We start from the raw sequence: 22,982 nt of genomic DNA, 5'->3' as shown, positions 1-22,982 counted from the left end.
CGCAAGACGAGTCAATTGCAACGATCTTCAGTAATAATCATAGCCTGTATGGCATCACACATCACATGGAAAGTCTTAACCGATCGGATTTCTGATCGCTCTGTTACCGGGCAGATTAGCTGACTGCTCACAAGAAAGTAACAGACTACGCACCGCGATCAATTCGAATCCAGCATCCTCCTACTCACTTCTTTCGCACTGGGGCGTTTGTCAGGCTCCATCGCCAACAGATCAATCAGCTCGCTGCGGAACTCAGGGGGGATCTTCTTGGTCAGAGACTCGACGAAATCCGGTCTCCATAAAGCAGAGATGATTTCCAGTGCCGACATGTCGCGCATTAGTGATTCACCACACAGCATCTCGACGAGAATTAATCCCAGGGAGAAGATGTCGCTGGCGGCACTCAAGCGAGCGCCGCGGGCCTGTTCGGGAGACATGTAAGCCGGGGTGCCAGAGATGCCGTTGGAGTCGGCTGCCGAGACGGTGGCAGCATCGACGGGATTGGAATTGAGCACTACGGTTTCCTCTAAATCCAGCTCTGCTGCTTCTGGTTCCGTAGCGACATCTGTCTTCGTCGTGACCGTAAACTGCGGTCCGGTATCGGAGCCGGCTCTGGTGACGACCTCCTGATGACGAAAAGAACGAGCCAGCCCGAAGTCGACAATCACCGGTTCGTCTCCTCCGCGCAGCAGAATATTGGCCGGCTTCAGGTCTCCGTGCACGATACCTTTTTCGTGAGCAGCAGCCAGTCCCAAAGCAATCTGCTCCGCGATCCTGCGGAATTGACGTCGATCGAATCCGCTGTTTATCAGATCTGCGAGTGAGCCACCATCAATATACTCCATGACAATGGTCGGGATGGTGTCAATCGTATCCACAGAATAAATCGTGCAGACATTCGGGTGATGAATGCCGGCTGCCGACCGAGCCTCCCGCAGAAGTTGTTTTTCAGTCTGATCATCCTGTTTCACGATCACTTTGAGCGCGACTTTACGTGCGAGACGCAAGTCTTCGGCTGCGAAAACCTGCCCGAAGGCACCTCGCCCCAGCTCGCGTACGATGCGATAATGACCGAGAACCCGGCCCGACTTCAAAAGCGACGTCGTATCCAGCACACCATCGGCACGTTTCCAGTTCGCCGGACAGAGTCCTCCGGACTGTAAGGCGTCTAAGATACGCAGGACGTCTTGAACATTTCGACCCACACTCAAGTCATAACTAGCAGCGAAGCGCAGGATCCCTTCCGGGTCAATCAGAAACAATCCGCGATTGGGCAGGCCGTCGGCCTCCCGCCAGACACCAAAATACTGGCAAAGCGCGCCCTGGGGATCAGAGGCCAGGGGAAAGCGGAGTCCTTCGACACCTCCATCGTTCGCAGGAGTTTTCAGCCACTGCGAGTGAGTCTCAAGGGGGTCGATACTCACCCCCAAGAGTGCGCAGTTGAGTTGATCAAACTGCGGTTTCTCAGCGCTGAATCCGGTGAGTTCGGTGGGGCAGACAAATGAGAAGTCATGCGGATAGAAGAGCAACGCCAGCCAGCGTCCCTGGTAATCTGCGAACTGGATCTGCGCGTGTTGCAGGTCAGGGGTAACTGCGCTCAATTGAAATGGTCGAACCTGTGAACCAACGACACAGTTTTGTACGGAGTTCATTCAATCTCCCCTGACACTTCAGACTCAAAGACGCGACACGAACGCAGGCACTCCAGTTTAACAGGAATACCTTTAACACTCGTCATAACCAGCGAAGTCAAATGAAACAAGCAGGCCGTAAAACAAAAAAGCCTTAAGCTATAGAAGCTTAAGGCTCTTAAGAATGAGGGCGCAGGGATTCGAACCCTGGACCTACGGATTAAAAGTCCGTTGCTCTACCAACTGAGCTACGCCCTCATTTGATCTCACTGTATTTTGATCGGCCGGAGCATTTATTGCGGCGTGGTTGGTGTCCGCTGCTCGACAGGCCGTTTGATGACTGAGTCAGGATAATAGCAACAACCACAATCACTTCACAACGTTACGGGCAAAAAAAATCTCTCTAAATTCATATTTTCTCAACCCTTAGTCGTTCAGACGCCTCTGCTCCCTGACAGGTTCGCTTATTCCCGCCTCTGAACGTTTTTAAAGTGACTGCACGGCCGCAGTCCACGGCCCGTTTCATCCTCTGACTACGCTCCGTAATCACCCTGTGTGTACATTCCATCAATATAACGCCACTGGGCCGGGTTCGAATTCTTTGGCTGCAGAGCCGCCGGCAATCGCCCGGGGCGGACGTTATCGTAGCACTGCAGCATCGAGAACCGGTGGATCGCTGCCGGAATTCCGACCGACGTGAAGACCGGATGTCCCGTCGAAGGGAAGGGGCCGCCATGATTCATCGCCGGGCTGACGGCTACGCCGGTGGGCATCTTGTCGTTCAGCAGTCGGCCCACCTTCTGACGCAGGGCCGGGGCGACCAGATCGTACAGCCCGTCATCCTCGCCCGTGGTCTGACTGTAAATGCATCCGGTCAGGTTCCCCTCCAGGCACTCGGCGATCTGGGCCAGTTCTTCATCGCTCTCCGCGACGACAAACAGCGAACTGTTGCCGAACGCCTCGGCCTGTAAAGCTTCGGGATCTTTCAGGAAGGCACTCCCCGAGACCCGCAGCAGTGTATTCGCACAGGAGAACCCGTCGCCTTCGGTGGAAGTCCCACCGGTGACGAGTGTCGCCCCTGCTTCCTGAATCGCGGTAATACCGGACAGGAAGCCACGCTGCACTCCTTCGCTCAGCAGCACGCCGGCCGCGGCCGCTTCGAACTGCTGTTTGACCTGATCGATGAAGGTCTCCGCAGCCTCGCCTCCTTTGAGGACCACCAGACCCGGGTTCGTACAGAACTGACCGGTCCCCATCAGGCAGCTCCCTTTGAATTCCTCTGCGATCTCCGCACTTCGCTCGTCCAGGGCACCTGGCAGAATGAAGATCGGGTTGATGCTGGAGAGTTCCAGGTAAACCGGCTTGCCCGCCTTGTCGGCCGCTTCCTTGATGGTCAGCCCCGCACTCCGTCCGCCGGTATAACCGATGGCACCCATCAGCGGGTGCGACACGAGTCTGCAGCCGTCTGAGTGGCTCGTCCGGTAGATCAGCTGCACGAAACCAGCAGGCATGTCAGTCGCTTTGGCAGCAGCGTCGGCGGCTTCACCGAAGATGCGCGTGGTTTCCGGGTGCGACGAATGTCCCTTGGCGATCACCGGGTTCCCTGCGGCAACCGCGGCGGCGAAGTCACCCCCGGCGATACTGTTGAACGCAAACGGGAAGTTGTTCGGACCAAACACGGTCACGGGACCAATCGGGCCGAACATCGAACTGATGCCGGTTGCGGTGTCGATGGTCGGCTGTGCCCAGGAACCTTCGCGGGCATGGTTGGCGGCCTGACGCAGCTGATTCGTTGTCCGCGGCAGCTCGCCGTCACGCAGCCGCGGTGATTCGGGATAGCCGGTCTCTGCGTGGGCAGCGTCGACCAGGGCGTCGGCGCGGGCTTCGATTTCATTCGCGTACGCTTCCAGGAACGCGGCAAACCGTTCGCCCGGCCAGCCACGCATCGCCTTGGATGCCTCAGCGGCTGCGATGATGGCAGATTCGATTTCGTCCCAGGGGCTGACGGGGAACAGCGGGGCCAGCGTTTCGCCGGTCGCGGGGTTCACTCCCTGAAACGTCTGAGTCCCTGTCGAGGTCGTCCATTCGCCGTTAATCAGAACCGGTTGTGTTTCCATGATCTATCCTTTTCAACCTGCTATTTGCGGGGCAATCAGTTAGTATGTGAAGCGTGTGTTTTCGTTTGTCTTTCGATTTGAGCAGAGGCAGTCCGCTCTGATGCAGCAATTTGATGTGGTGATCCTGGGAGCCGGTTTCGGCGGCAGTCTGACGGCCCTGTTGCTCGATCGTATCGGCCTCTCCGTCGCCCTGATCGACCGCGGCACGCATCCCCGATTCACGATTGGGGAATCCTCTACGCCCGCCGCCGGCTATCTGCTCCAGTCACTGGCTGCACAGTACGATCTTCCACAATTTGAGCCATTTTGCAAGTATGGGAGCTGGCAGCAGGTCCATCCCGACATCGGCTGCGGCATCAAGCGGGGCTTCAGTTACTTTGCCCACGCGCCGCATCAGCCCTTTCAGACACAGCCCGCGCACGGCAGCGAACTGCTGGTGACCGCCAACCTCAGTGACACCCTTGCCGACACACACTGGTACCGGGCCGACGTCGATCACTGGTTCGCCCGGCAGGTGGAAGCGTCCGGCATTGTCTATCGCGATCAGACCGAAGTTGAATTTCAGCACAACGCCCCGGGCTGGCAGATCCAGGGAACCCGATTCGGCGAACGTATCGATCTCCGGGCGAACTTTCTGATCGACGCCACCGGGGCCGCGGGTATCGTTGCCCGCACGTTGGGCATCGAAGCAGAAACCGAATTCAAAACCCACTCGTCAGCGATCTTCGGGCATTTCCAAAATGTCGCTCCCTGGCAGACCACCCTGGATGGGCAGGGTATCTCGCGGGACGATTATCCCTTCAACTGCGATCACAGCGCCCTGCATCATGTATTCGATGAAGGCTGGATGTGGCAGCTGCGATTCAATAACGGCATCACCAGCGCCGGTTTCGTCTTCGACGGAGAAGTGGACCATCACACCTGGGAAACACTGCTGGACCGTTATCTCTCGATTAAAGCACAGTTCGTTACTGCAGATTGCGTCGCTCCGGAAGACGGACTGCAGACGACCGGCCGCCTGCAGCGGGGTTGGAAAGAGTGTGCCGGGCCGGACTGGGCGCTGCTGCCTCACACGGCCGGTTTCATCGATCCGCTGCACAGTACGGGGATTGCCCACACGCTGTGTGGTATTGAGCGGCTCGTTACCATCCTGGAACAGCATACAGGGCAGGGGACGCAAACCGAGCAACTGGCCGAGTACTCGCACTCACTGCAGACCGAGCGCTCGCTGATCGATACACTGGTCGCCTGTTGTTATCGCAGTCGGCACGATTTCGAACGGTTTTGGCTGAGTACGCTCTTCTATTTTGCCGCCGCGACGAGCTATGAGCACCGCCGCTTTCACGAACAGCAGCGGCCCTGGCTCCTCTGTGCCGACGATGAACGTTTTCGACAGGCGGTTGCCGACTGGTATGAGCTCGTTTCTCGGGACGATCTTTCCGCAGACCACCAGAATGACTGGCTGCAGACTGCGAGTGAACTGCTCGCGCCTTGGGATCGGGTCGGGCTGTTTGAACCCGCGGTGCCCCACATGTATTACTACACCGCGGCCCCGGAAGCGGAACCGCGGTGAGTAATTTTATCGCTACGTAATGATGGGCGAGCGTTTCTGTGCCAGCTCTTCCATCATGCTCTGGATATTGGACGTGATCTCTTCCGGACTGGTTGCGATCCCCGTCATCAGTGATGCGTTCCAGAACAGCTGCCGGCCGCACTGCTTAATGAAGGCATGCTGGTCAGCGTTCGACGAGAGCGTGCAGAGCCGCTTGATCAGCTCGGCGTCCGGGTTGATTTCCAGAATCCGCTTGCTGGTCGGGAAGTCCTTGTTGTTCATGCTCAGGACTTTCTGCAACTGCGAACTGATGGCCCCTTCCGGCATCACCAGACAGCAGGGGCTGTCTGTCAGGCGATCCGATTTGGTCACCGATTCCACGTCGTCCTTGAGTTCTTCCTGGAACAGCGAGAGTACCTTTTCGAACTCGGGAGTCAGGGCTTCCTGCTCTTCCTTCTTCTCGTCCTCTTTTTCTTCGCTGTCCGTTTCGGCTTTGTCGTCGCCCGGCAGTTTTACCTCGGCAGAGTCGATCGAAACGATATCAAAGTCTTCGAACTTCGCCAGGTTGGAGAGGACGATCTCATCCATCGGGTCAGGCAGGTAGAAGACTTCGATACCCTTCTTGCGGAAGATTTCCAGGTTCGGATTGCGGGAAATCGTATGGAAATCGTTACCACCCAGGTAATAGATCTGCTTCTGGTTTTCGTCGGCCTTTTCGAGATAGGCTTCCAGCGAAACGAGCTCGTTTTCAGAGGTCCCTCGTGATGAGGGGAACCGCAGCAGTTTGGCAAGAGTGTCGCGGTTCTCGAAATCGGTGCCGATGCCTTCCCGCAGGGCACTGCCGAACTGGCGATAGAACTCGAGATACTTTTCCTCGTCGTCCTTGGCCATCGACGCCAGGTGAGAGAGCACTCGTTTGGTGAGTACCTTTTTAATTTTGCGAAATACGGTGTTGTCCTGCAGTGATTCGCGTGAAATATTCAACGGCAGGTCGGCTGAGTCGACCAGGCCATACAGGAACCGCAGGTATTCGGGAAGCAGGTCCCGGTTATCATTCTGTACCAGGATCCGTTTGGCACACAGGCTGATGCCGTGCTCGGTCCGGCCAAAGCCCATCAGTTCCAGGTTGGTCTGCGGGCAATAGAGGATGGCGTGGAACTGGAATGGTGAATCGCTGCTGAGATGCAGGTGCCAGCGGGCCGATTCTTCTCCGTTGTGAGCCAGGTACTGATAGAAGCCGTCGTACTGCTCCTGTGTGAGCTGCGTTTTGGGCTCGATCCAGATCGGCTTCTGATCGTTGACCAGTTCTTCCCCCAGCTTGATCGGGTAGGGGACGAAGGTCGAATATTTATTGAGGATGTATTTGAGCCGCGTGTCCTGGGTATATTCATCCAGATCTTTGCGGAGATGCAGGCGAATGGACGTTCCCCGGCCAATGTCTTCCTGCGGTTCGATGGTGAAGTCGCCGGAACCGTCCGATTCCCATTTCCAGCCTTTTTCTTCCCGGCAGCTGCGAGTCAGGACTTCGACCTTGTCGGCCAGCATGAAGGCGGAGTAGAAGCCCACGCCGAATTTACCGATCAGCGAAACTTCTTCTTTTTCATTCCCCTGGGCGTTCTTCAGAAAGTCGAGCGAACCACTGTGAGCGATCGTACCGATATTCTCGATCAACTCATCGTGAGTCATCCCGACGCCGTTGTCGCAGATGGCCAGTACGCGGTTTTCTTTGTCCGGCTCGAGACGAATCTCAAGAGGCTGCTCATCTTTGAGGGATTCATCCGTCAACGAAAGGAACCGGTACTTGTCCAGGGCATCCGAGGCGTTTGAGATCAGCTCCCGGATGGCGATTTCCCGATTCTGGTACAGTGAGTGGGAAAGCAGATCGAGAAGTTTTTTGATTTCTGCCTGAAACGTGAATTTTTCTGGTGCGGTTTTTTCGTTCATGATCTTTCTCTGAATCGAAAACATACAAATAGAGTAACGAATCAATCAATATTGATGTCCCGCTGGTCAACGGACGACAGCCGGACAGATCGTGCTCCGTTTATAAAGGGAACGGAATGACTTGTAAAGTTGCCCCAATCGGCTGCAGGCTGACTTAACTCAGAAAACCGCTCAAAAGACGTTTGTAATCTGTGAGCGACCTGCGTAATAATAGAGGCAGCCCGCGACAGTGAGGCGTTTGACTCAGCATTCCTACACAACGGAGAACACTGATATGGTATTTTACTCCCGCCGCGACTTTTTGAAAACAAGTGCTTTGGGGGGAATGCTGGCAATGGGGGGAGGCCTGCCGGCCCTCGCTCGTGCCGAAGAAAAGAAAGCCCAGGCACAATACGGTCTGGTTACCTATCAGTGGGCCAAAGACTGGGATCTGCCTACACTACTGAAAAACTGTGAAACCGCCAACGTCCTCGGCGTAGAACTGCGGACCACACACAAACACGGCGTCGAACGCGATCTGAACAAAAACGAACGCCGCGAAGTCGCGAAGAAATTCATGGACAGCCCTGTCACCCTGGTGGGTATCGGCAGCAACGAGCGTTACGATAACCCGGATGCCGACGTGCTGAAGCAGGCTAAAGAAGCGACAAAAGAGTTCATCAAACTCAGTCATGATGTCGGGGGAACCGGCGTTAAGGTTAAACCCGATTCATTTCACAAGAACGTTCCCGAAGGAGTGACCATCGAACAGATCGGCAAGTCACTGAATGAAATGGGAGCCTTCGGTGCCGACTACGGACAGCAGATTCGTCTGGAAGTCCACGGCAAATGTGCTCATCTGCCTACAATCCGGAAAATTCTGGATGTAGCCGATCATCCCAATGTGGCGATCTGCTGGAACTGCAACAAGCAGGATCTCGAAGGGGCAGGCCTGGATGCGAACTTCGCGATGGTGAAAGAACGCCTGGGCGATACGACACACATTCACGACCTGATTCATAATCCCTATCCGCACAAACGGTTCTTCGAACTGATGGCGGGAGCGAATTACACAGGCTGGCTGATGCTGGAAGAGGGTAAGTTACCCAAAGGTGATCCCGTGGCGGCCCTGGCAGAACAGAGCAAACTGTTCGACAAGATGTGGGCGCAGGCACAAGACAGCTGATTCCTGCGGGCGGCTGGTAGAAAGACGGTCAGAAACGACTAGTGAGATGTAAAGTCTTTACTGTCGTGTGCAGACTGTTCCTTGATCGCAGCGTAGACTTCTTCCCGGTGTACGGTAACGTCTTTCGGTGCTTCGATTCCAAGGCGGACTTTGTCGTTCTTGATTTCAATCACCATCAATGTGATTGAATCACCAATCATAATTTTTTCGTCTTTTTTACGGCTGAGAACAAGCATCGCGATTCCCTGCGAATAAGTTGGGAGGTTTTTCAAAGCTTTCTTTGGGAAACAGCGCGTGTTTTTTTCGCAGCTGTTTCTGAAAAGCGACACTTGAAACTTAGCGTACTGTTTTTGAACAGTCTGCCTGGATCTTCAAAAAAAGCAGGGGAATCCTCTAACCACCTGTCTCCTGCAAAGGGATATAACGGTTAGCGCGATTCTGCACCTGGACATTTTTGTTGACTTTTCGCTGCAGCCCGTACTATCGGGAAAGAATTTCCAGTGTGTCACCGCACTGAATTTGCGGCGGTTGACCCTCGGGCAGCTCATGCAGACGCGTGTTGACCGCCAGCCGATACATGTTTCGGAACAGTGACAGCTCCCCCCAGGAGGGGAATGTTTCCTCCCGTTTCCGAATGAACGTTTTCATGAACTGGGCATCGGTCTGGCCTGTCGTCGGCACACGCGAGGGAACCACGCACCGCTTGCAAGGGTTCGAACCGGCGAACGTCACTGCTCCTGCCCGGAACAGCACCGGCGGATCCAGGGGATTATAGAGCCGATCTTCACAGAAGGGGAGGTCCCCCGCGAATTCCAGGTTGGCCCGGAATCGCAGCCGCAGTTCATCGACTGTGATGCCGGGGAACCAGCGGGCGACTTCTTCATACGTCTGCGTGCTGATGATTGTCGGCCCCGAGGCTTCGAGATCGTCGGGAAAGCCGGTGGTGCGGTTCTCTTTCAGTGTCACGCGCTGATCGAAATAATCGCTGAACCACGCTGCAAGCCCGGACTGGTTTTCGGAGAGCGCGAACTGCGCCGCGGCGAGATCGCGGTCAGACGCGGAAACAGTGATCGTCTGCCCGGCGAGATCGAAACTGGCCCGGATCTGTTGAATGCGAGCCTGCTTTTTTGCATTGATGACCTCTCCGTTCGCATCAAACAGTGCAAACTGACGATCCCAGGCCAGGCCTCCTCCGGGGAGTACTTCGGCCTGTTCAACAAACACCGGGTCGAGCGATTTCACTGGATACAAGGCGATGCGAGAGAGAGTCCACATGGGATGAGTTTATCCTGAGCGGAGACAGGGGGATTTCATTTGCGACGTTTCGGACGTTCCTGTTCCTGGAGATCACGCAGGTCTTTGATCTCGGCTTTGAAATCAATAATCCCCGTGGGATCCAGAAAACGGTTGATGCGTGTTTCCGCTTCCCGGCAGAGAGTGGCGATCCGGGATTCGGCGGCCCGGTTTCGTTGTTCCTGAGCGGCTTCCGTCGCGGTTACGCGGATCACAGTCAATTTATCCTGGAAGATCTGTCTTGGGGAAATACCGCTCTCCAGTTCGCGGATTCCGCCATCCACTTTCTTCCAGTCATTCTTTTTCGCCCAACTGCGGATGCGAGACATCTGCATCGAGAGGGAAGCGACCTCTTCGATTAATTCCCCGTTGAGTACTGCCAGTTCCCCTTCGACGCCCAGACGAATCCGGTCATCGGGAACCTGGATCGCAGTCCGCGGTGCGATACCGGGAATATAAGGCACATTTGCCACCAGAGCTTTACCACTGCGGACATAGAGCCAGATTAAAGGATCGGACGGATCGGCTTTGACAGTGATCGTTCCCTCGCGGTTGGTCAGCAGCTCCTCGGTGATGTATTCCTTCTCGAAAGAGACTTTTTTGCCGGTCTCTTCGCTCTCTTTCTGCGCTGCGACCTGCAACTGACGGACTTCCTGCGGATTCAGCGGAGAAATCTGGACACGCATCCCGGCGTAAGACTGAGTCGAAGTCCCTCGTGGAACCAGGGCGAGTTCTGTTTCGGGAAAACGTGGCACGACCCGAATGGCCTGCATTTCGACCCGCCGCCGACTGCTGCTCAGAATGCCTCGCAAGCCGGAAGAAATCGAACAGCGGGCATGCTTGCGATCGACCTCTTCCAGAATAAGATAGGTCCAGGGAATCATCTGAATGTCTTTGACTTCACGATCCCGATTCAGATAGCGGAAGAAGGGTACAAAGAAGTCCCGTTTCTGCAGGGTGCCGATAGCGGGGTCAGGAGTCAGGTACTGGCTCCCCTGTTCGCTGACGATCGCCTGGTCACCCTCGACCGCTTCTATTGTGACAACAGCGGAAAACAGGTTGCGGAGAATCTGAAAACTGGTCTCTGCCAGAAACGGTCGTGCATAGGTCGTCTGTTCGACCAGTGGCCCTAACTGCTGGGAATCGACATCGAATTCCCGGCCCGCGATTTGGTATCCGATCCCCGCAGACTCCACCGTCAGCAGAAACAGTTTGTCAAAAGCCTGTGTGGGATACTGCTGCAGAACCTGAGCTGCAGACAGGCGGTTCAAACCGGCACTGGTAGGGAGTGTGAGCCAGGCATTTTCAAAGATACCGGCTGTGTTGTCACCCGGTTTGAGGGCGGTCAGGTCCCATTTTACACCAGCGGAACGTTCAATAATCTGGGGCAAGCGTGTGAATATCTGCCGGCGGTCGAAATCGGTCAGATGACAGTCAGACGCAAAGGCCAGTTCGATGCGGATTCGGTAGGGCCGTAAGCTGATATGCCGCGTATCAGGCTGGGCAGTTGGCTTTGGTTCGGGCTTAGATTCTGGCTCGGCTTTCTGTTCGGACTCGGGCTTGGATTCTGGTTCAGGCGCTGGTTCAGAATTCGGCTCTGAATCTGGTTCGGTTTCAGGTTGCTCCGTGGTCGTAGTCTCAGCCTGCGCACCGTAGGCGTTCTCTGTCGGCAGGCAGAAAATCCCGATCAATGTCAGGCAGCAACCAAATATGAAAGCATCAAACCAACGCATGGAGTAATTCTGATTCCTGAGTCTATGGTGAGGTCGTCTGTGTCGACGTCAGTGTTTCAACCCGCGGGTAGACGGGGGTCGTAACCCACTGCTCGACATTATCATAAAAATTCAGTGGCCGGTCGGCGTACCCTTTGATATTCGTACGGAACACATGAAACTGGTCGATTTCCCAAAGCGGAACGATATGTGCCATGGAATACAACTGCTGTTGCAGCTTCTTCAGCAGCGCGGTTGCGGTTTCCCAGTCGGTCGCTTCATCCAGCTCAATCAGTTTCTGGCGCATCCAGTCCGGGAAGATTTCCAGTGATTTAATCTCAGCGCCTCTCCCCACGGTCAGGAAAGGCCAGAGTTCCATAATTGGTTCGGTCATCGCGGTCGTGCGATAGACGATGTCCCATTCCAGTTTCTCTTTGTTCGCTTCCTCGGGCGTATTGGGGATCAGCGTGACGTTGACGCCAATCCGTTGCCAGGCCCTGATCAGCTCCTGGGCAGCATCCTGTGCTTCGGGATTAGGATCACACAGCATATGCAGAGGCGGGAATTGTCCTCCCAGTTTCTTCTGTGACGCCACCGCGAGGGCCACCGCCAGCGGAAAATTGTATTCGCGTTGAGGCACCTGCTGATTGTAAACCTGGAGACCCGTGTAATACGGGGCCGTCACCAGGCGACCGTTTAACAGGTTGTTTTCATGCAGCAGTTTCTCGTTGAGAATCTTCTGGCGATCGATGGCATAGGCCAGTGCCCGGCGAAGTTCGAGAATCTGCAGCGGTTTGCTTTCCGGGTTGAACTGCAGCACATGAGTCAGCGGAATCGCACTTTGGACGACATTGAACTCATCCTGCTCTTTGAAATAGGAGACCAGACCGGCCGGCAGGAATGGAAGCACCGCAACTTCACCACGCAGCAGGGCCTGGAAGGATTTTTCAAAGTTGGAATAATGGACCTCGTTGATCTGGGCGACATTATAATCACGCAGTCCCTTCGGTTCGGGGACGGCCCGCACGTAGCTGACCTGATCAGAGTCCTTTGATTCCTGTTCATCCACAACGAAGCGGCTGGTGGCACCGATTTTCTGTTCCGTCTCCAGGCGTACGTCTTCAGGATTAGCAACGACTGCGCTGAATGCGGGTGGGGAAGTAATCGGGAACGAGAGCAGCCATTCGGTGCTCAAGGGTACCCGGTCAAAATGAATGCGAAATTCAAACGGAGCTGTGGATGTGACCGAATGCACGTAGCTGTCGAAACGTTCGTCATAGGTGCTCGAGCCGGGAATCAGTCTGGCCCGGACCGCCTGTGCGATTTCGGCAGCCAATAGCATCGGATGCGACTCCCAGGTGGCATACGACTGACGCAGGACGAAGTCGGCCCGTCGACCCAGGTCAGTCGGTTCCCATTGTTCAAAGAAACGACTCTGGTACTGAGGAGTCTGGTCTACTTTTCCGACTTCGAACAGGGGGATCTGCGTCAGCTTTTTATGGCGGCGGGTCGCATTGTGTTCGAGGAAATAAGGGCTCCGATCGAGAGCCGTGCCCAGCACTCCGACATTGATGACCGGATATCGCGCCTGATACCGCCGCAGGTCATCCCGTAAACGGGGATTAGCGGGCCAGACAGTTGAGGCTTCCATTACCAGGTCGAACGCCTGCTGATACTGATCCTCTTTGGCACTCTGATTCGCTTTCTGCAGGATCTCATTGGACTGTTTCAGAAAGGTCTCTCGCCACTTCGCGACGGTTTCCTGTCGGGGATAGATCGCTGCCAGTCGATTCAGGTAGTGATGGGCTTCACGATAATCATTCACTTTAACGGCCCGGGTGATCATGCTGTTGATGATTTCACCGGCAAGTTTACTCAGTCCCGGGTAATCGGGGACACGACTTTGCAGGTCTTCAACGAATGCCAGCGCATTTACGTACTGTTCTGCCTTCTGTTTGTCCAGGGCTTCCAGAAACAGCAACCGATGCTGTCGCTGTTCAAAGCCGGGCCAGTCCCGGTGTCTGCGGTCGAGGAACAACAGCATTTCAAACGCCGTTTTCAGATCACCGTCTTTCAACAGCAGGTCGATTCGCTGCAGGATCTGATCTTCGTAATGCACGATCTGTTTGATGTTCTGGCGTTGGACCCGGTACTCAGGATCTTCTTTTTCGCCGACCAGCGTCAGGTTGATGAAATTGAATGTCGCCCGTTTCTGACGCTGCTCATCAGCCTCTTTTTTATTCTTGGGACGCGGCCAGCTGAAACTCTCTTTCATGGATGCTTCGAGTTGTCCCAGCGTATCGGGGCGGGGATAGACGGGATCGACGACCAGCACATAATCATTTTCCAGGACGATCCAGTCGACGGGACGCTTCTTCAGCAGGTCTTCTACGGACGGGAGTTGCATCTCCTCGATTTTGGGCAGTGAAGACTCCGCCGTTTCTTCTTCAGTTTCGGTTTTTCCATCCTGCTTCGCTTTCGGGGGATCTGTCTTGTTCTCATTTTGCGCAAAGCTTTCGGACAGCCCCACGGAACAGGTGAGGCCGATGACGCTCATCAGCAGAATCAGGAATTTGCCGCACTTCATCATAGCGAAGCCTGTCCTTTCTGCTGCAGACCCTGATCGATGCGATACAGACTGCCATCCACGCTCGGCACCAGTAACAGTTTCTCAAGGGTGACGACCGAACCACTGCTGGGGAGAGGCGCCGTGGTTTCGGACTGGACCTGGCCCGTTTGGGGATCGACAGCCAGGACGCTGCCATTCTGCAGTGACAGGAACAGGCGGCTGCCATCTTTGGATGGAGAACCAGCCAGCGAGTGGCCCGGCAATTTCAATTGCCATAGCTGCTGCAGGCTGTCTTTGAGCTCGTAGCAGGTCAGCGTCTGTCGGGATTCGACGAACAGCAGGTTATCTGTAATCCAGAGGTCATTGGAAGCGGGGGCAGGGAGTTGCAGCTTGGTTTTCAACTGCCCCGTTTTTGCATCCAAAACCTGCAATTGACCTGAGGCATCCGTAACCGCGATGTCTGTCTGGCTGATACCGGCGTCCACATCGACTGGTTGCTTCAAGTCGATGGTCGACAGCGCCGCCAGATGACGAACCGGATTGCTGCGATATTGCAGTGTAATAATCTGCCCCGCGGTGGTGATGGCCAGACACTGATCTTTGCCAGTCGGGATCAGTTGACGCCAGCGAACATCCTCGCCCACATTTCCGGGCAGGGCAAATTCCTGGACGGTATTCAATCCGCGCCCTTTCCGGAAGACAGCCACCTTGCGTTTTAACGGTAACGCAATGCCATCGCCGATTTGAATGGGTAGTGCCTCGAGAGGCTCTGGCAGCTCGATAGTCTGTTCCAGCTGACCAAATCTGTTCAGAATCCACAATGTCGGTTGTGGTGCGCCACAGCTAACAGCAATTTTACCATCGGCCAGACGAGTCGACTGCAGTGGTGCTTTCAGGTTCTCCGGCAGCTTGAGCTGCGTCAGCGATCGTTCCATGAAGCCAGCCGGGGAGGATTCAAAGTCAGTGGCCCGTAAACGGAAGACATCGCCATCAGAAGTAATGCAGAGCAGGCCGGGTTGCGGCTCCTTATCGTCACCATAAGGGTAAACGGCCAGAATGTCGGTTCCTAGAATCGATTTCCAGGTACTGGTCATCTCGTTTCGGTTCGCGATCGTGAAAATAACCGAATTGGAAGAGAGCAAACGCCGTCCGAGGTACAGGTTGTTTCCAATCAGCTGCATCGGCTGTGATCCCAGTCCGTCGGCAATTTTCTGGTCATCCATTTTGATGCCGGTACTGAGCAGAGTGAATTTTCGGAGGGCTGAACTGCTCATCCAGAGCTGACCACCAGAACCAGCGGACAGATAGATCTGACAGGAGAGGGGATCCTGCAACTGGTAAGAGCCGATCTCCGTGAGCTTTCGTTTTCCTTCTTCATCAGTGACGGTGAAGGCCGTGATTCGTTCGGGGACAGTCGGGAAAAACAGTTGTTTCCCTCGCATGATCGGCTGACTGTGAACCTGACCTTTAATGCGGAACTGTTCCAGTTCATTCAAAGTTGCGTTCTGGCCATCGCCGTCCAGTACGTGGAGCAGGGCGGCGTCGGCCTGGTCATTTTCGCAGACCATCAAAAGTTTACCCATGGGGATAATCGGAATCTGAATGGTGCCGGGACGATGTCCGAGGGCTGCGACCTTCGTGCATTCAAAGGGACGCAGCGAGACGAGGTACAGCATCCCCTCATAACCGGCGACCGCGACGGACTGTTCGCCGTAAACCAGGCCGGGAGCTCCCACCAGGGGCTGAGCAAACTTGAGTTGTGCGGCAATGGATCCCGTCTGGAGATCCAGGTTCAGCAATTCGCCACCCTGGCAGGAAACGACGATCGTCCCCTGGTTGACCAGGGGAGGCCCTGTCGGGCGGGAAGGCATCTGTTGTCGCCAGACCAGTTCGCCACTTTTCTGGGTGACGCAGAGCAGGTCGTTGTGGCGCGTGTCATACAGGAGCAGTGATGGTTCTTTCACGGTGACCGTCTCGGGGGGAAACGGGGAATCGAGGCCGATGGGGCGTTTCCAAATGGGGTCGCCGGTCACAGAGTCAATGCCGAAACAGCTGCCGTTGGCCAGCGCGAAGACATTACGTCCGTCCGAAACCTCATTCGATCGCGAGCGGGTGTGCAGCGACAGGGTGACCGCCTGCGGAAAGGCATCCGGGTAATCTTTCGTCGAGCCGGCAACCGCTTCATTGCTGGACTGGATCAGCGCCTGTTCCGCTTCCAGGATGCGGGTCAGCACCGTCGACATCTTACGATCGTTCTGATAATAGGGATAGCGGTCGAGCAGGTGCCTGCGCTGTTCGAGTGCCTTCAATGTCTGCTTCTGTTTAATTGCTTCTTCGATCTCTTTGACGGCCACATCGAAGACCTCTTTACGTAGAATCTCCGCTTCTGCTTTTTCGTAACCGGCTTTGATTTTCGCCAGTGCTTCGGTCGGCGGTGCATCGGGCGGACTGTAGCGGGTGAGAATCTTTTCGGCTTCCGTGGAGACGTCCAGCAGTTCACGCTCTTTGGTGCGACTCGCGGTTTCAACCGCTCCGAGCGCGATCCGCTGTCCGTAATCGGTCAGTGTCGGGTAGAGCTCTTTGAAGTCGGAATCATCACGGTGTTTCTTGATAAATCCCTGGGTGGCTTCCAGACCGGCCTGCCAGGCAGGGGTTGAACCGGAGATCTCTTTTTCGACGAACGATTTACTGAGTAAAATCCGGGCTTCCTCGGCATAGTCGCTCTTGTTGTAATTTTCGAGGAAGTACTCAAAGAGCTGGATGGCCTGTGAATACTTGCCCGCTTCCATTTCCTGGACGGCAGCATCATAGTGCCGTTTGGCCGTATCGCGGCCGATGATAAACCAGAAGACCAGCGCGGTCAGCGCTAGCAGAACACTGCCGCCGACCAGGGAGAGAATCATAGGCGAACGCACAATCTGACGCTCGCCGGGTCGGACCGCGTTCCGTGAAGAGCGATGGCGGATTCGATCTTTCAGTGAGAGCGAATCCGCTTTCTCTTTATCGTCGGAGTCCTCTTCCTCGCTGGTCGCAGCGGAATTCTCGTTAGTACGGGATAAAAAGTGTTTCGGGGCTGGCGAACTGTCAGCCTCGGGTTCAGCTTCCGTCAGCAACTCTGCGGCAGAGGCGAGGTCCAGGTCGTCATCTTCCAGTAATTCATCCTCTGGTTTCTCTTCGGAAGCTGGTGTGGATGCTTTTGAAGACCTGGATGATTTCTGCTTGCTGGACTTGGAACCGTTTTTCTTTTTCGAACCTGATTTGGAAGACGCCTTTTCCGGCTCTGATTTATCTGGAATCACGGGCTCCGGTTGGGGGCGGTTGAAATCCAGTTGTTCCGAACTGACCGGCTTGAGGTCGTACATCGAACTTTCTTCACCACCCGTCACATCAGGCAGGGGGGCGTCGAGATCGAGCAGGTCGACTTCGTCGGTGAACAGAATGTCGGCTTCACCGATTCGGATCAGGTCCCCGTCATTCAGCTGTGAACGCCCCGACATCACGCCGTTAATCTCCACGCCATCACTGGTCGCAGCGATTAATTCGTACCCTTTTTTGTTCCAGCTGATCCGGCACTGCATGGAAGCCACATCGTCCACCTGCAGGTCATTGGACGAATGACTGCCAATCGAGACCGGCTGCTGCTTGGAGAGCTCAATGTTTTGAGTTTTTCCGGATAAGAATGAGATTTCTAATCTGGCCATGAAGCTTACTTATCTTTTCAGGACTGTAGAACGCGGTGAAGACGAAATCAAAGACGACGTCAGTCATCTGGTCCTTTGTACGATGCGAGTCTGATTTTCTGCATGCCAACTTCGTTCGCCGCATCCACAACGGCAACGACCGTTTCATGCCGCGCCGCTTTGTGCGCACTGAGAACGAGTTCGGTTTTGGGTCTGCCCCCCTCATCGCGTCGATCCAGGATCGCCTGTACGATTTCCGTAGGGTTGGACAGCTTGGTGTCATCGACATAAATGCCGTTATTACTGTCGATCTCAACGATGATGGATTCTTCCCGGAAATCATCCAGCGTCTGTAACGACTGTGAAACGCCGTCTTCATCCGGATTTGGCGGCGGAACCTGAATACTTTTCTGTAGACTGAAGGAAGCGGTAATCATGAAGAAGATCAGCAGCAGGAAGGTCACGTCGACCATCGGCGTCAGATCCATCTCCTCAAACTCCGACTCGGCCGAGCGAATAGAAAACCCTTCGTCGTCGTCATCATCGTCGTCGTCTTCTTCCTCCTCCACAACAAAGCGGGGGCTGGGAGCAGATACTACTACCGGCGATGGAACTGATTCTGTTTCCGGTTCTGGCTCTGTGCTCGCAACTTCCTCAAGTTCTGCTGCGTCGTCTTGCTCAGGTTCGGCTAGTTGCTCTGAGACTGGTTCTTTCGCGAGGTCTTCATCAGCTTCGGTCGATTCAATCTCTTCGAGCCACTCCGAGGCTGCCAGCAGGTCGTCATCTTCAAAAGTCTCGGGGTCGGGACTCGTTTCAGCTGTGACCTCTGTTTCTGCAACTGGTTTCACAGGAGGAGCGGGTTCTGGCTCAGGTTCAGGTTCGGGAGCAGGTTTAATCGTCGGTTTCGGTGGGGGCGAGCGTTTCGCTTTCGGTGCTTGTTTCTCAGGCCGGGGCGCTGGTTCAGGAGTCGGTTCCTGCTCCTCGATGGCTGGCTCTTCTGTTTCTGCGGATGCGGCGGCTTCCCAGTCCCCATCCAGCAGTTCATCCCAGCTCTCGCCCAGCGGACCTATATCATCCAGATCTTCCAGGAACTGGTTCTGGTCTGCATCCAGCATGGCTTCTGTGGGAGGGGCGGCTTTGGCTGGTTTTTGCTTCTTAGTGGATGAGGAAGATTTCTGGCGAGGTGTTTCGCTCGGCTCTGTTGGTTTCTCTGATCGCCGGGCTTCACTCTCCACTGGGATCGTAATGCGACCCTGGCAGGCCGGGCAGGCAACTTTCTTCCCGGCTTTCTTGCTGGCCACACTCAATCTCTGGCCACAGTGTTTACAGTAAAACTTGATCGGCATAATTCAGTATTCAGTCTTAAATATCAGCTCGCGGCAATGCACCAACTGAAAATAATTACCTGTCTTTCTTTTCTTCAATTCCAATATAGAACTTCACACCATCCACATCGGTGACGGCCCGGGTGACTTCCTGAACGAACCCGTGTGGCACATTTCGGTCCGCTTTAATAATGACATCCATCACACCTCCCTGAACCCGTTCGCGAACGCGCGCGGTCAGTTCATCCAGGGTGACTTCAGTAGCCCCGCCCGATTCTTTAATCTCGACAACGCTTTGGCCATTCAGACCGTTACCGTCATTATGGACGAGTACAATCGTAGAACTGCGGGTGTCGACACCGACGCCATGCCGGGCGATCGGAACATCCGAGTCCTGTGTCGCCTGCATCGTCGATGTGACCATGAAGAAGATGAGCAACAGGAAAGTCACGTCGATCATGGGGGTGATGTCCAGATCGTCGCCTCCACCGGAGGCGGGACGTTTCTTCCAGCCGCTATCGTCAGAATTGAATAATGATTTTTTACGTGCCATGCGCCCGTCACCTTCTCGATTCAGGACTTACGTGAGGCTTCCAGAATGTCCAGAAACTCACCCGTGTGTTCCTGCACCGAGTCTTGCAGTTTACCGATGCGAACATGGATTAAAGCGCCGGCCATCACCAGCGGAATCGCGACGGACAGACCTGCAGCGGTTGTGAACAGCGCGAAGCTGATCTCGCCTGCCAGCTGGCTCGGATCGCCCCCCGATTCCTGCATGTTGCCGATCTTGTCGAAGGCGTTGATCATCCCGATCACGGTTCCCAGCAGCCCGAGCATCGGGGCACTCTTGACAATCGTGCTGATCCAGGACATGCGGTATTCGAGGTCGGCCAGAATGTCACGTTCGAATTTCTCCGCGAGCAGCTGTCGCAGCTTTTTGGCCGGGCGTTCCATATTCGCCATGGCAACCAGAATCAGCTGGGGTACCGCTTTGCTCCAGTAAGGAGGCGAATCGCAGAGATTCACGACGGCTTCGTAATCTTTCCGTTCGATGTCTTCATGGACCTGGTCGAGGAATTCATTGGCCGCATTCTGGGTCAGGAATCGCTTCTGTGCGATCTGGCGGACGAGTAGAATCACACAGAAGACGCCATACAGGGCCGTCAGCCCCAAGGCGACATAGATGGCGATCCCGGCTGCGTTTAAAATCGGAGCTAGTGAGTAGTTCATGGATGCCTGCTTTGCACTCGTTATCGGAAATAAGTTTGACGGGTCACTTCAAAATCGTAGCTGCCACGATTACCGCGTACTGTAAAATAGGTACGCCGGATTTCGTCGAATTTTTTATCTCGGTATTTTTTCTCCAGGAGCAGGAGTCGGTTTTCGGCTTCTTTGGGGTAGAAGTGGAACAGGATCGCTCCGGTCACATCGTAACCCGCTTTTTTGAACAGGCTCAGGTCACTGGTGCGACGCTCGCCTCCCTGCCAGGTCATATATAGTCGCTTCTCATCCTCACCCGAAGTGGCCGTTCGGCTGGTCGGTTTTTCGGAAGAAACATTTGAGAGATAGACCATCTTGCCATTACGCAGCAGGGCGCCGAGTTCAATTTTGAAAAAGTCCAGCTGGCTGGCGTAATCGATTAGAGATCCTCGGTCGGAAAACTTGATGAACCAGCGCTGTTCGCGGGGTAATCCCTTCTTGCCCGGACCGAAACCCAGGGCGCGCTTTCCCGTACCAGCGGCACTACCGACTTTCCCGGAATTGGTCAGATCGGTCTGCATCTGTTGCTGTACCTGCTGAGTCGCCTTGTCAGACAGTTCGACCACACTGTCCAGCATTTCCTCGACCTGGTTCTCTTCGGTCGGCGTGTCGATCTGTGAGGGATCATCCACGGGGTCTTCCGGGGATTCCACCAGCAGCTCTTCATCCGGCGATCCATCCTCGGCTCCACCCGCCAGGTCCACCATTTCCAAAGCGACCTCGTTTTCTGTCTGGGGGAGGCGATTCGTAAACCAGACAATCGAGAGCCAGAGGACCGCCACGATCAATGCCAGCACAACCGCGATCAACGACGAACTCACCTGGTCATACTGGGTGACCCGCATGACCGGCGATTTACGGTGATCGGTTTGTGATGTGCTCTGGGCCATCGTACTAAAGTATCCTCTGAGTTTTCTATTGGTGGTTATTTGGACTTTGACTTGGGGAGCTGATCGAGAACTTCGTAGAGGTTGAATTTTTCATCAAAGGGTTTCACGCTGTTATACCATTTCTGCCAGCGTCGGGTGGCTTCATCGGCCCATTGATCGGCGATGATCACGCGTTCTTCTTTTGTCAGGTCTTCCGGCACATCGGACAGGGGATCTTCGGGCATCCCCAGTCCCCGGATTTTCCGGCTGAGCGTGCAGAGACCGTTCCTCGCCTCGATCCGCACGCTCAGGTCCGGATCTTTCAATGATCGAATCAGGTAGGGAGCCATGCGAAAATCGTTGGTTCGTGCCAGTGCCCAGACAGCGGTTCGCCTGACATCCGGAGAGCGGGCATCGATCAATTTTAAGACCCGGTCTTTCTGTTTGATCAGATTTTCCCGGTTCCCGAGGGTAATTGTTTCGACCAGCGTTTCCTGGGTTGTGTCCAGATCCGCAGTTGCCGGATCTTCGAGCTGGGCCAGCAATTCGCTGAGATCCCCCGACAGGGTTTTGCTTTCCACCTTACCATTCCGCATCTGAACCTCAGCCAGGTTCTTGGGCAGTCCCCGTCCCCCGGCCAGCAGACCGGAACCTACCGGATCTGGCTTATACTTGCGGTCAATGGTTTTCACGGTTGCCTTGGCCAGAAAGATGATTGCCAGGCAGGTCGCGGCATCGATATTTCCCGAACCTTTCCAGCTACCATCTTCCAACTGCATCATCAACAGGTGCCGCGCACCGTCGGCGTACCAGTCGTGAGGCCCCAGTTTTTTCGCATCGGCCAAAGCGGCCAGACGTTCGATGCCGTACAGATAATAGTTGGGCCAGCCGGTCGGGTTACGATAATTGTAATTGTTGACGACCCAGTTCGCGCCCCGGGTCTTGCCGGTCTCAAGCGCTGACAGAGCAATGGTCGGTTTTGTGAACAGGTTCTCCTCACCCTCTTTATCTTTTTCGGTGAGGTTCACTTTTTCCAGGAAACCGAATTTCTTTTTAGGCTCGCCTTCCTTACCGGTGGTTGGCGCGGTGCGGGGCTGTCCGTTGGGATACAACTGGCGGGAAATCACATACATACTGCCGGTCCCCGCCACACCCATCGTGTGTTTGGCCCCCCGGTCTGTCTTGCCCCCGGGATGATACCCAAATCCGCCATTTGGCAGTTGGGTTGTCAGATGCCAGCGGGCGGCATTGTCCCAGACGCGGGTGGGAATCATTACCCCGGCCCGTTCCGCAGCCCAGAGCCCCAGAATCGCATACTGCGTGATACTGGTGTCGCCGTTGTTGGGTTCCTGTTGTGGATAATACCAGCTGCCGGCTGGCTGCTGGGTCTTGATCAGAAAATCAACCGTGGTCTTGATTTCATTATGATACTTTTCCGGGCTGATCGCTTCGAACACCATCAGCTGTACGCCGGCAGTGTAATTGTAATCTCCGCCCGGTGTATAAACGATTTCGCCGTCGGAATTCTTCTGGTTATGATCTGCCATGATGTTTTTCAGGCAGTTCTGGATGTAAGGGGAGTCGGGGGATTCACCGGTTTTCAGCAGCGTGTAAGCGACGAAAGCATTCATGCCGCTCCGGCCATAGTCGGGCTTCTTTTTGAGGAACGCGACTCCGCGTTTGATGGCGGCATCAATCTCCGCCTGGGGAGGCTGAGCGATTGCGCGTTCGGCAAAGCAGGTGAGCAGAAGGAGAGCACACAGGCACCAGATACCAGTCAGGCTGGTACGGTACGGGTTCGCATTCCGTCTGATTAAGGCGCAATGATTTTCCATGTTGATGCGATAGCAATCTGAGATGAGAGA

15 protein-coding genes and 1 tRNA gene are annotated in these 22,982 nt (G+C 55.1%); 2 read left to right on the top strand and 14 right to left on the bottom strand.

All coding sequences use genetic code 11. The features are described from left to right. Positions 1–158: 158 nt before the first annotated feature. The 3 genes from FYZ48_RS16380 to FYZ48_RS16370 form a co-directional block, all read right to left on the bottom strand. Entirely contained in the window at positions 159–1,652 is a 1,494-nt protein-coding gene (locus FYZ48_RS16380) for a protein kinase domain-containing protein (protein WP_149342219.1), read from the bottom strand. 164 nt (positions 1,653–1,816) lie between these two features. Beyond that, positions 1,817–1,889: transfer RNA gene (locus FYZ48_RS16375), tRNA-Lys, on the bottom strand. Positions 1,890–2,164: 275 nt separating this feature from the next. Next, the gene (locus tag FYZ48_RS16370) at positions 2,165–3,748 is read right to left on the bottom strand and encodes an aldehyde dehydrogenase (NADP(+)) (RefSeq protein WP_149342217.1); all 1,584 of its coding nucleotides are present in this window, start codon (positions 3,746–3,748) and stop codon (positions 2,165–2,167) included. A gap of 100 nt (positions 3,749–3,848) precedes the next feature. On the opposite strand from FYZ48_RS16370, the gene FYZ48_RS16365 reads away from it, so the two are divergent. Continuing rightward, positions 3,849–5,321: an NAD(P)/FAD-dependent oxidoreductase gene (locus FYZ48_RS16365; protein ID WP_149342215.1), complete on the top strand. Its 1,473-nt coding sequence runs from the start codon at positions 3,849–3,851 to the stop codon at positions 5,319–5,321. Positions 5,322–5,333: 12 nt separating this feature from the next. On the opposite strand, the gene htpG is transcribed toward FYZ48_RS16365, so the two are convergent. Next, positions 5,334–7,244, bottom strand: a complete 1,911-nt coding sequence (gene htpG / locus FYZ48_RS16360; protein WP_149342213.1) for a molecular chaperone HtpG — start codon at positions 7,242–7,244, stop codon at positions 5,334–5,336. Positions 7,245–7,518: 274 nt separating this feature from the next. Here htpG and FYZ48_RS16355 point away from each other — a divergent pair, with 274 nt between their 5' ends. Beyond that, a complete protein-coding gene (locus tag FYZ48_RS16355) occupies positions 7,519–8,409 on the top strand; it encodes a sugar phosphate isomerase/epimerase family protein (RefSeq protein WP_149342211.1) in 891 nt (296 codons plus the stop codon). A gap of 38 nt (positions 8,410–8,447) precedes the next feature. Here the strand turns inward: FYZ48_RS16355 and csrA are convergent, their stop codons facing one another. From csrA to FYZ48_RS16305, 10 genes are all read right to left on the bottom strand, one after another. Next, on the bottom strand, positions 8,448–8,645 hold the full coding sequence (gene csrA / locus FYZ48_RS16350; RefSeq protein WP_145041500.1) for a carbon storage regulator CsrA: 198 nt from the start codon (positions 8,643–8,645) through the stop codon (positions 8,448–8,450). Positions 8,646–8,889: 244 nt separating this feature from the next. Beyond that, on the bottom strand, positions 8,890–9,684 hold the full coding sequence (locus FYZ48_RS16345) for an MOSC domain-containing protein (protein ID WP_149342209.1): 795 nt from the start codon (positions 9,682–9,684) through the stop codon (positions 8,890–8,892). A gap of 35 nt (positions 9,685–9,719) precedes the next feature. Next, positions 9,720–11,435: a hypothetical protein gene (locus FYZ48_RS29280; protein WP_187782059.1), complete on the bottom strand. Its 1,716-nt coding sequence runs from the start codon at positions 11,433–11,435 to the stop codon at positions 9,720–9,722. 22 nt (positions 11,436–11,457) lie between these two features. Continuing rightward, the gene (locus FYZ48_RS16335; RefSeq protein ID WP_149342207.1) at positions 11,458–14,004 is read right to left on the bottom strand and encodes an ABC transporter substrate-binding protein; all 2,547 of its coding nucleotides are present in this window, start codon (positions 14,002–14,004) and stop codon (positions 11,458–11,460) included. Beyond that, the gene (locus tag FYZ48_RS16330; protein WP_149342205.1) at positions 14,001–17,684 is read right to left on the bottom strand and encodes an outer membrane protein assembly factor BamB family protein; all 3,684 of its coding nucleotides are present in this window, start codon (positions 17,682–17,684) and stop codon (positions 14,001–14,003) included. The genes FYZ48_RS16335 and FYZ48_RS16330 overlap by 4 nt, the downstream gene beginning before the upstream one ends. 59 nt (positions 17,685–17,743) lie before the next feature. Beyond that, on the bottom strand, positions 17,744–19,009 hold the full coding sequence (locus tag FYZ48_RS16325) for an ExbD/TolR family protein (RefSeq protein ID WP_149342203.1): 1,266 nt from the start codon (positions 19,007–19,009) through the stop codon (positions 17,744–17,746). 55 nt (positions 19,010–19,064) lie between these two features. Next, positions 19,065–19,541 carry an ExbD/TolR family protein gene (locus FYZ48_RS16320; protein ID WP_149342201.1) on the bottom strand — a complete coding sequence of 159 codons (477 nt, stop codon included), beginning with the start codon at positions 19,539–19,541 and terminating at the stop codon, positions 19,065–19,067. A 20-nt stretch (positions 19,542–19,561) separates the two neighbouring features. Next, the gene (locus tag FYZ48_RS16315; RefSeq protein WP_145041493.1) at positions 19,562–20,218 is read right to left on the bottom strand and encodes a MotA/TolQ/ExbB proton channel family protein; all 657 of its coding nucleotides are present in this window, start codon (positions 20,216–20,218) and stop codon (positions 19,562–19,564) included. A 20-nt stretch (positions 20,219–20,238) separates the two neighbouring features. Next, positions 20,239–21,138 carry a hypothetical protein gene (locus FYZ48_RS16310; protein ID WP_149342199.1) on the bottom strand — a complete coding sequence of 300 codons (900 nt, stop codon included), beginning with the start codon at positions 21,136–21,138 and terminating at the stop codon, positions 20,239–20,241. 35 nt (positions 21,139–21,173) lie between these two features. After that, positions 21,174–22,952, bottom strand: a complete 1,779-nt coding sequence (locus tag FYZ48_RS16305; protein ID WP_149342197.1) for a HEAT repeat domain-containing protein — start codon at positions 22,950–22,952, stop codon at positions 21,174–21,176. Between the last annotated feature and the right edge of the window lie 30 nt (positions 22,953–22,982).

This window comes from Gimesia chilikensis (assembly GCF_008329715.1).
In the GTDB taxonomy this organism is placed as follows: Bacteria; Planctomycetota; Planctomycetia; order Planctomycetales; family Planctomycetaceae; genus Gimesia; species Gimesia chilikensis.
Note: the sequence above shows the minus strand (reverse complement) of the source record. Positions and strands in the feature narration are given on the sequence as shown.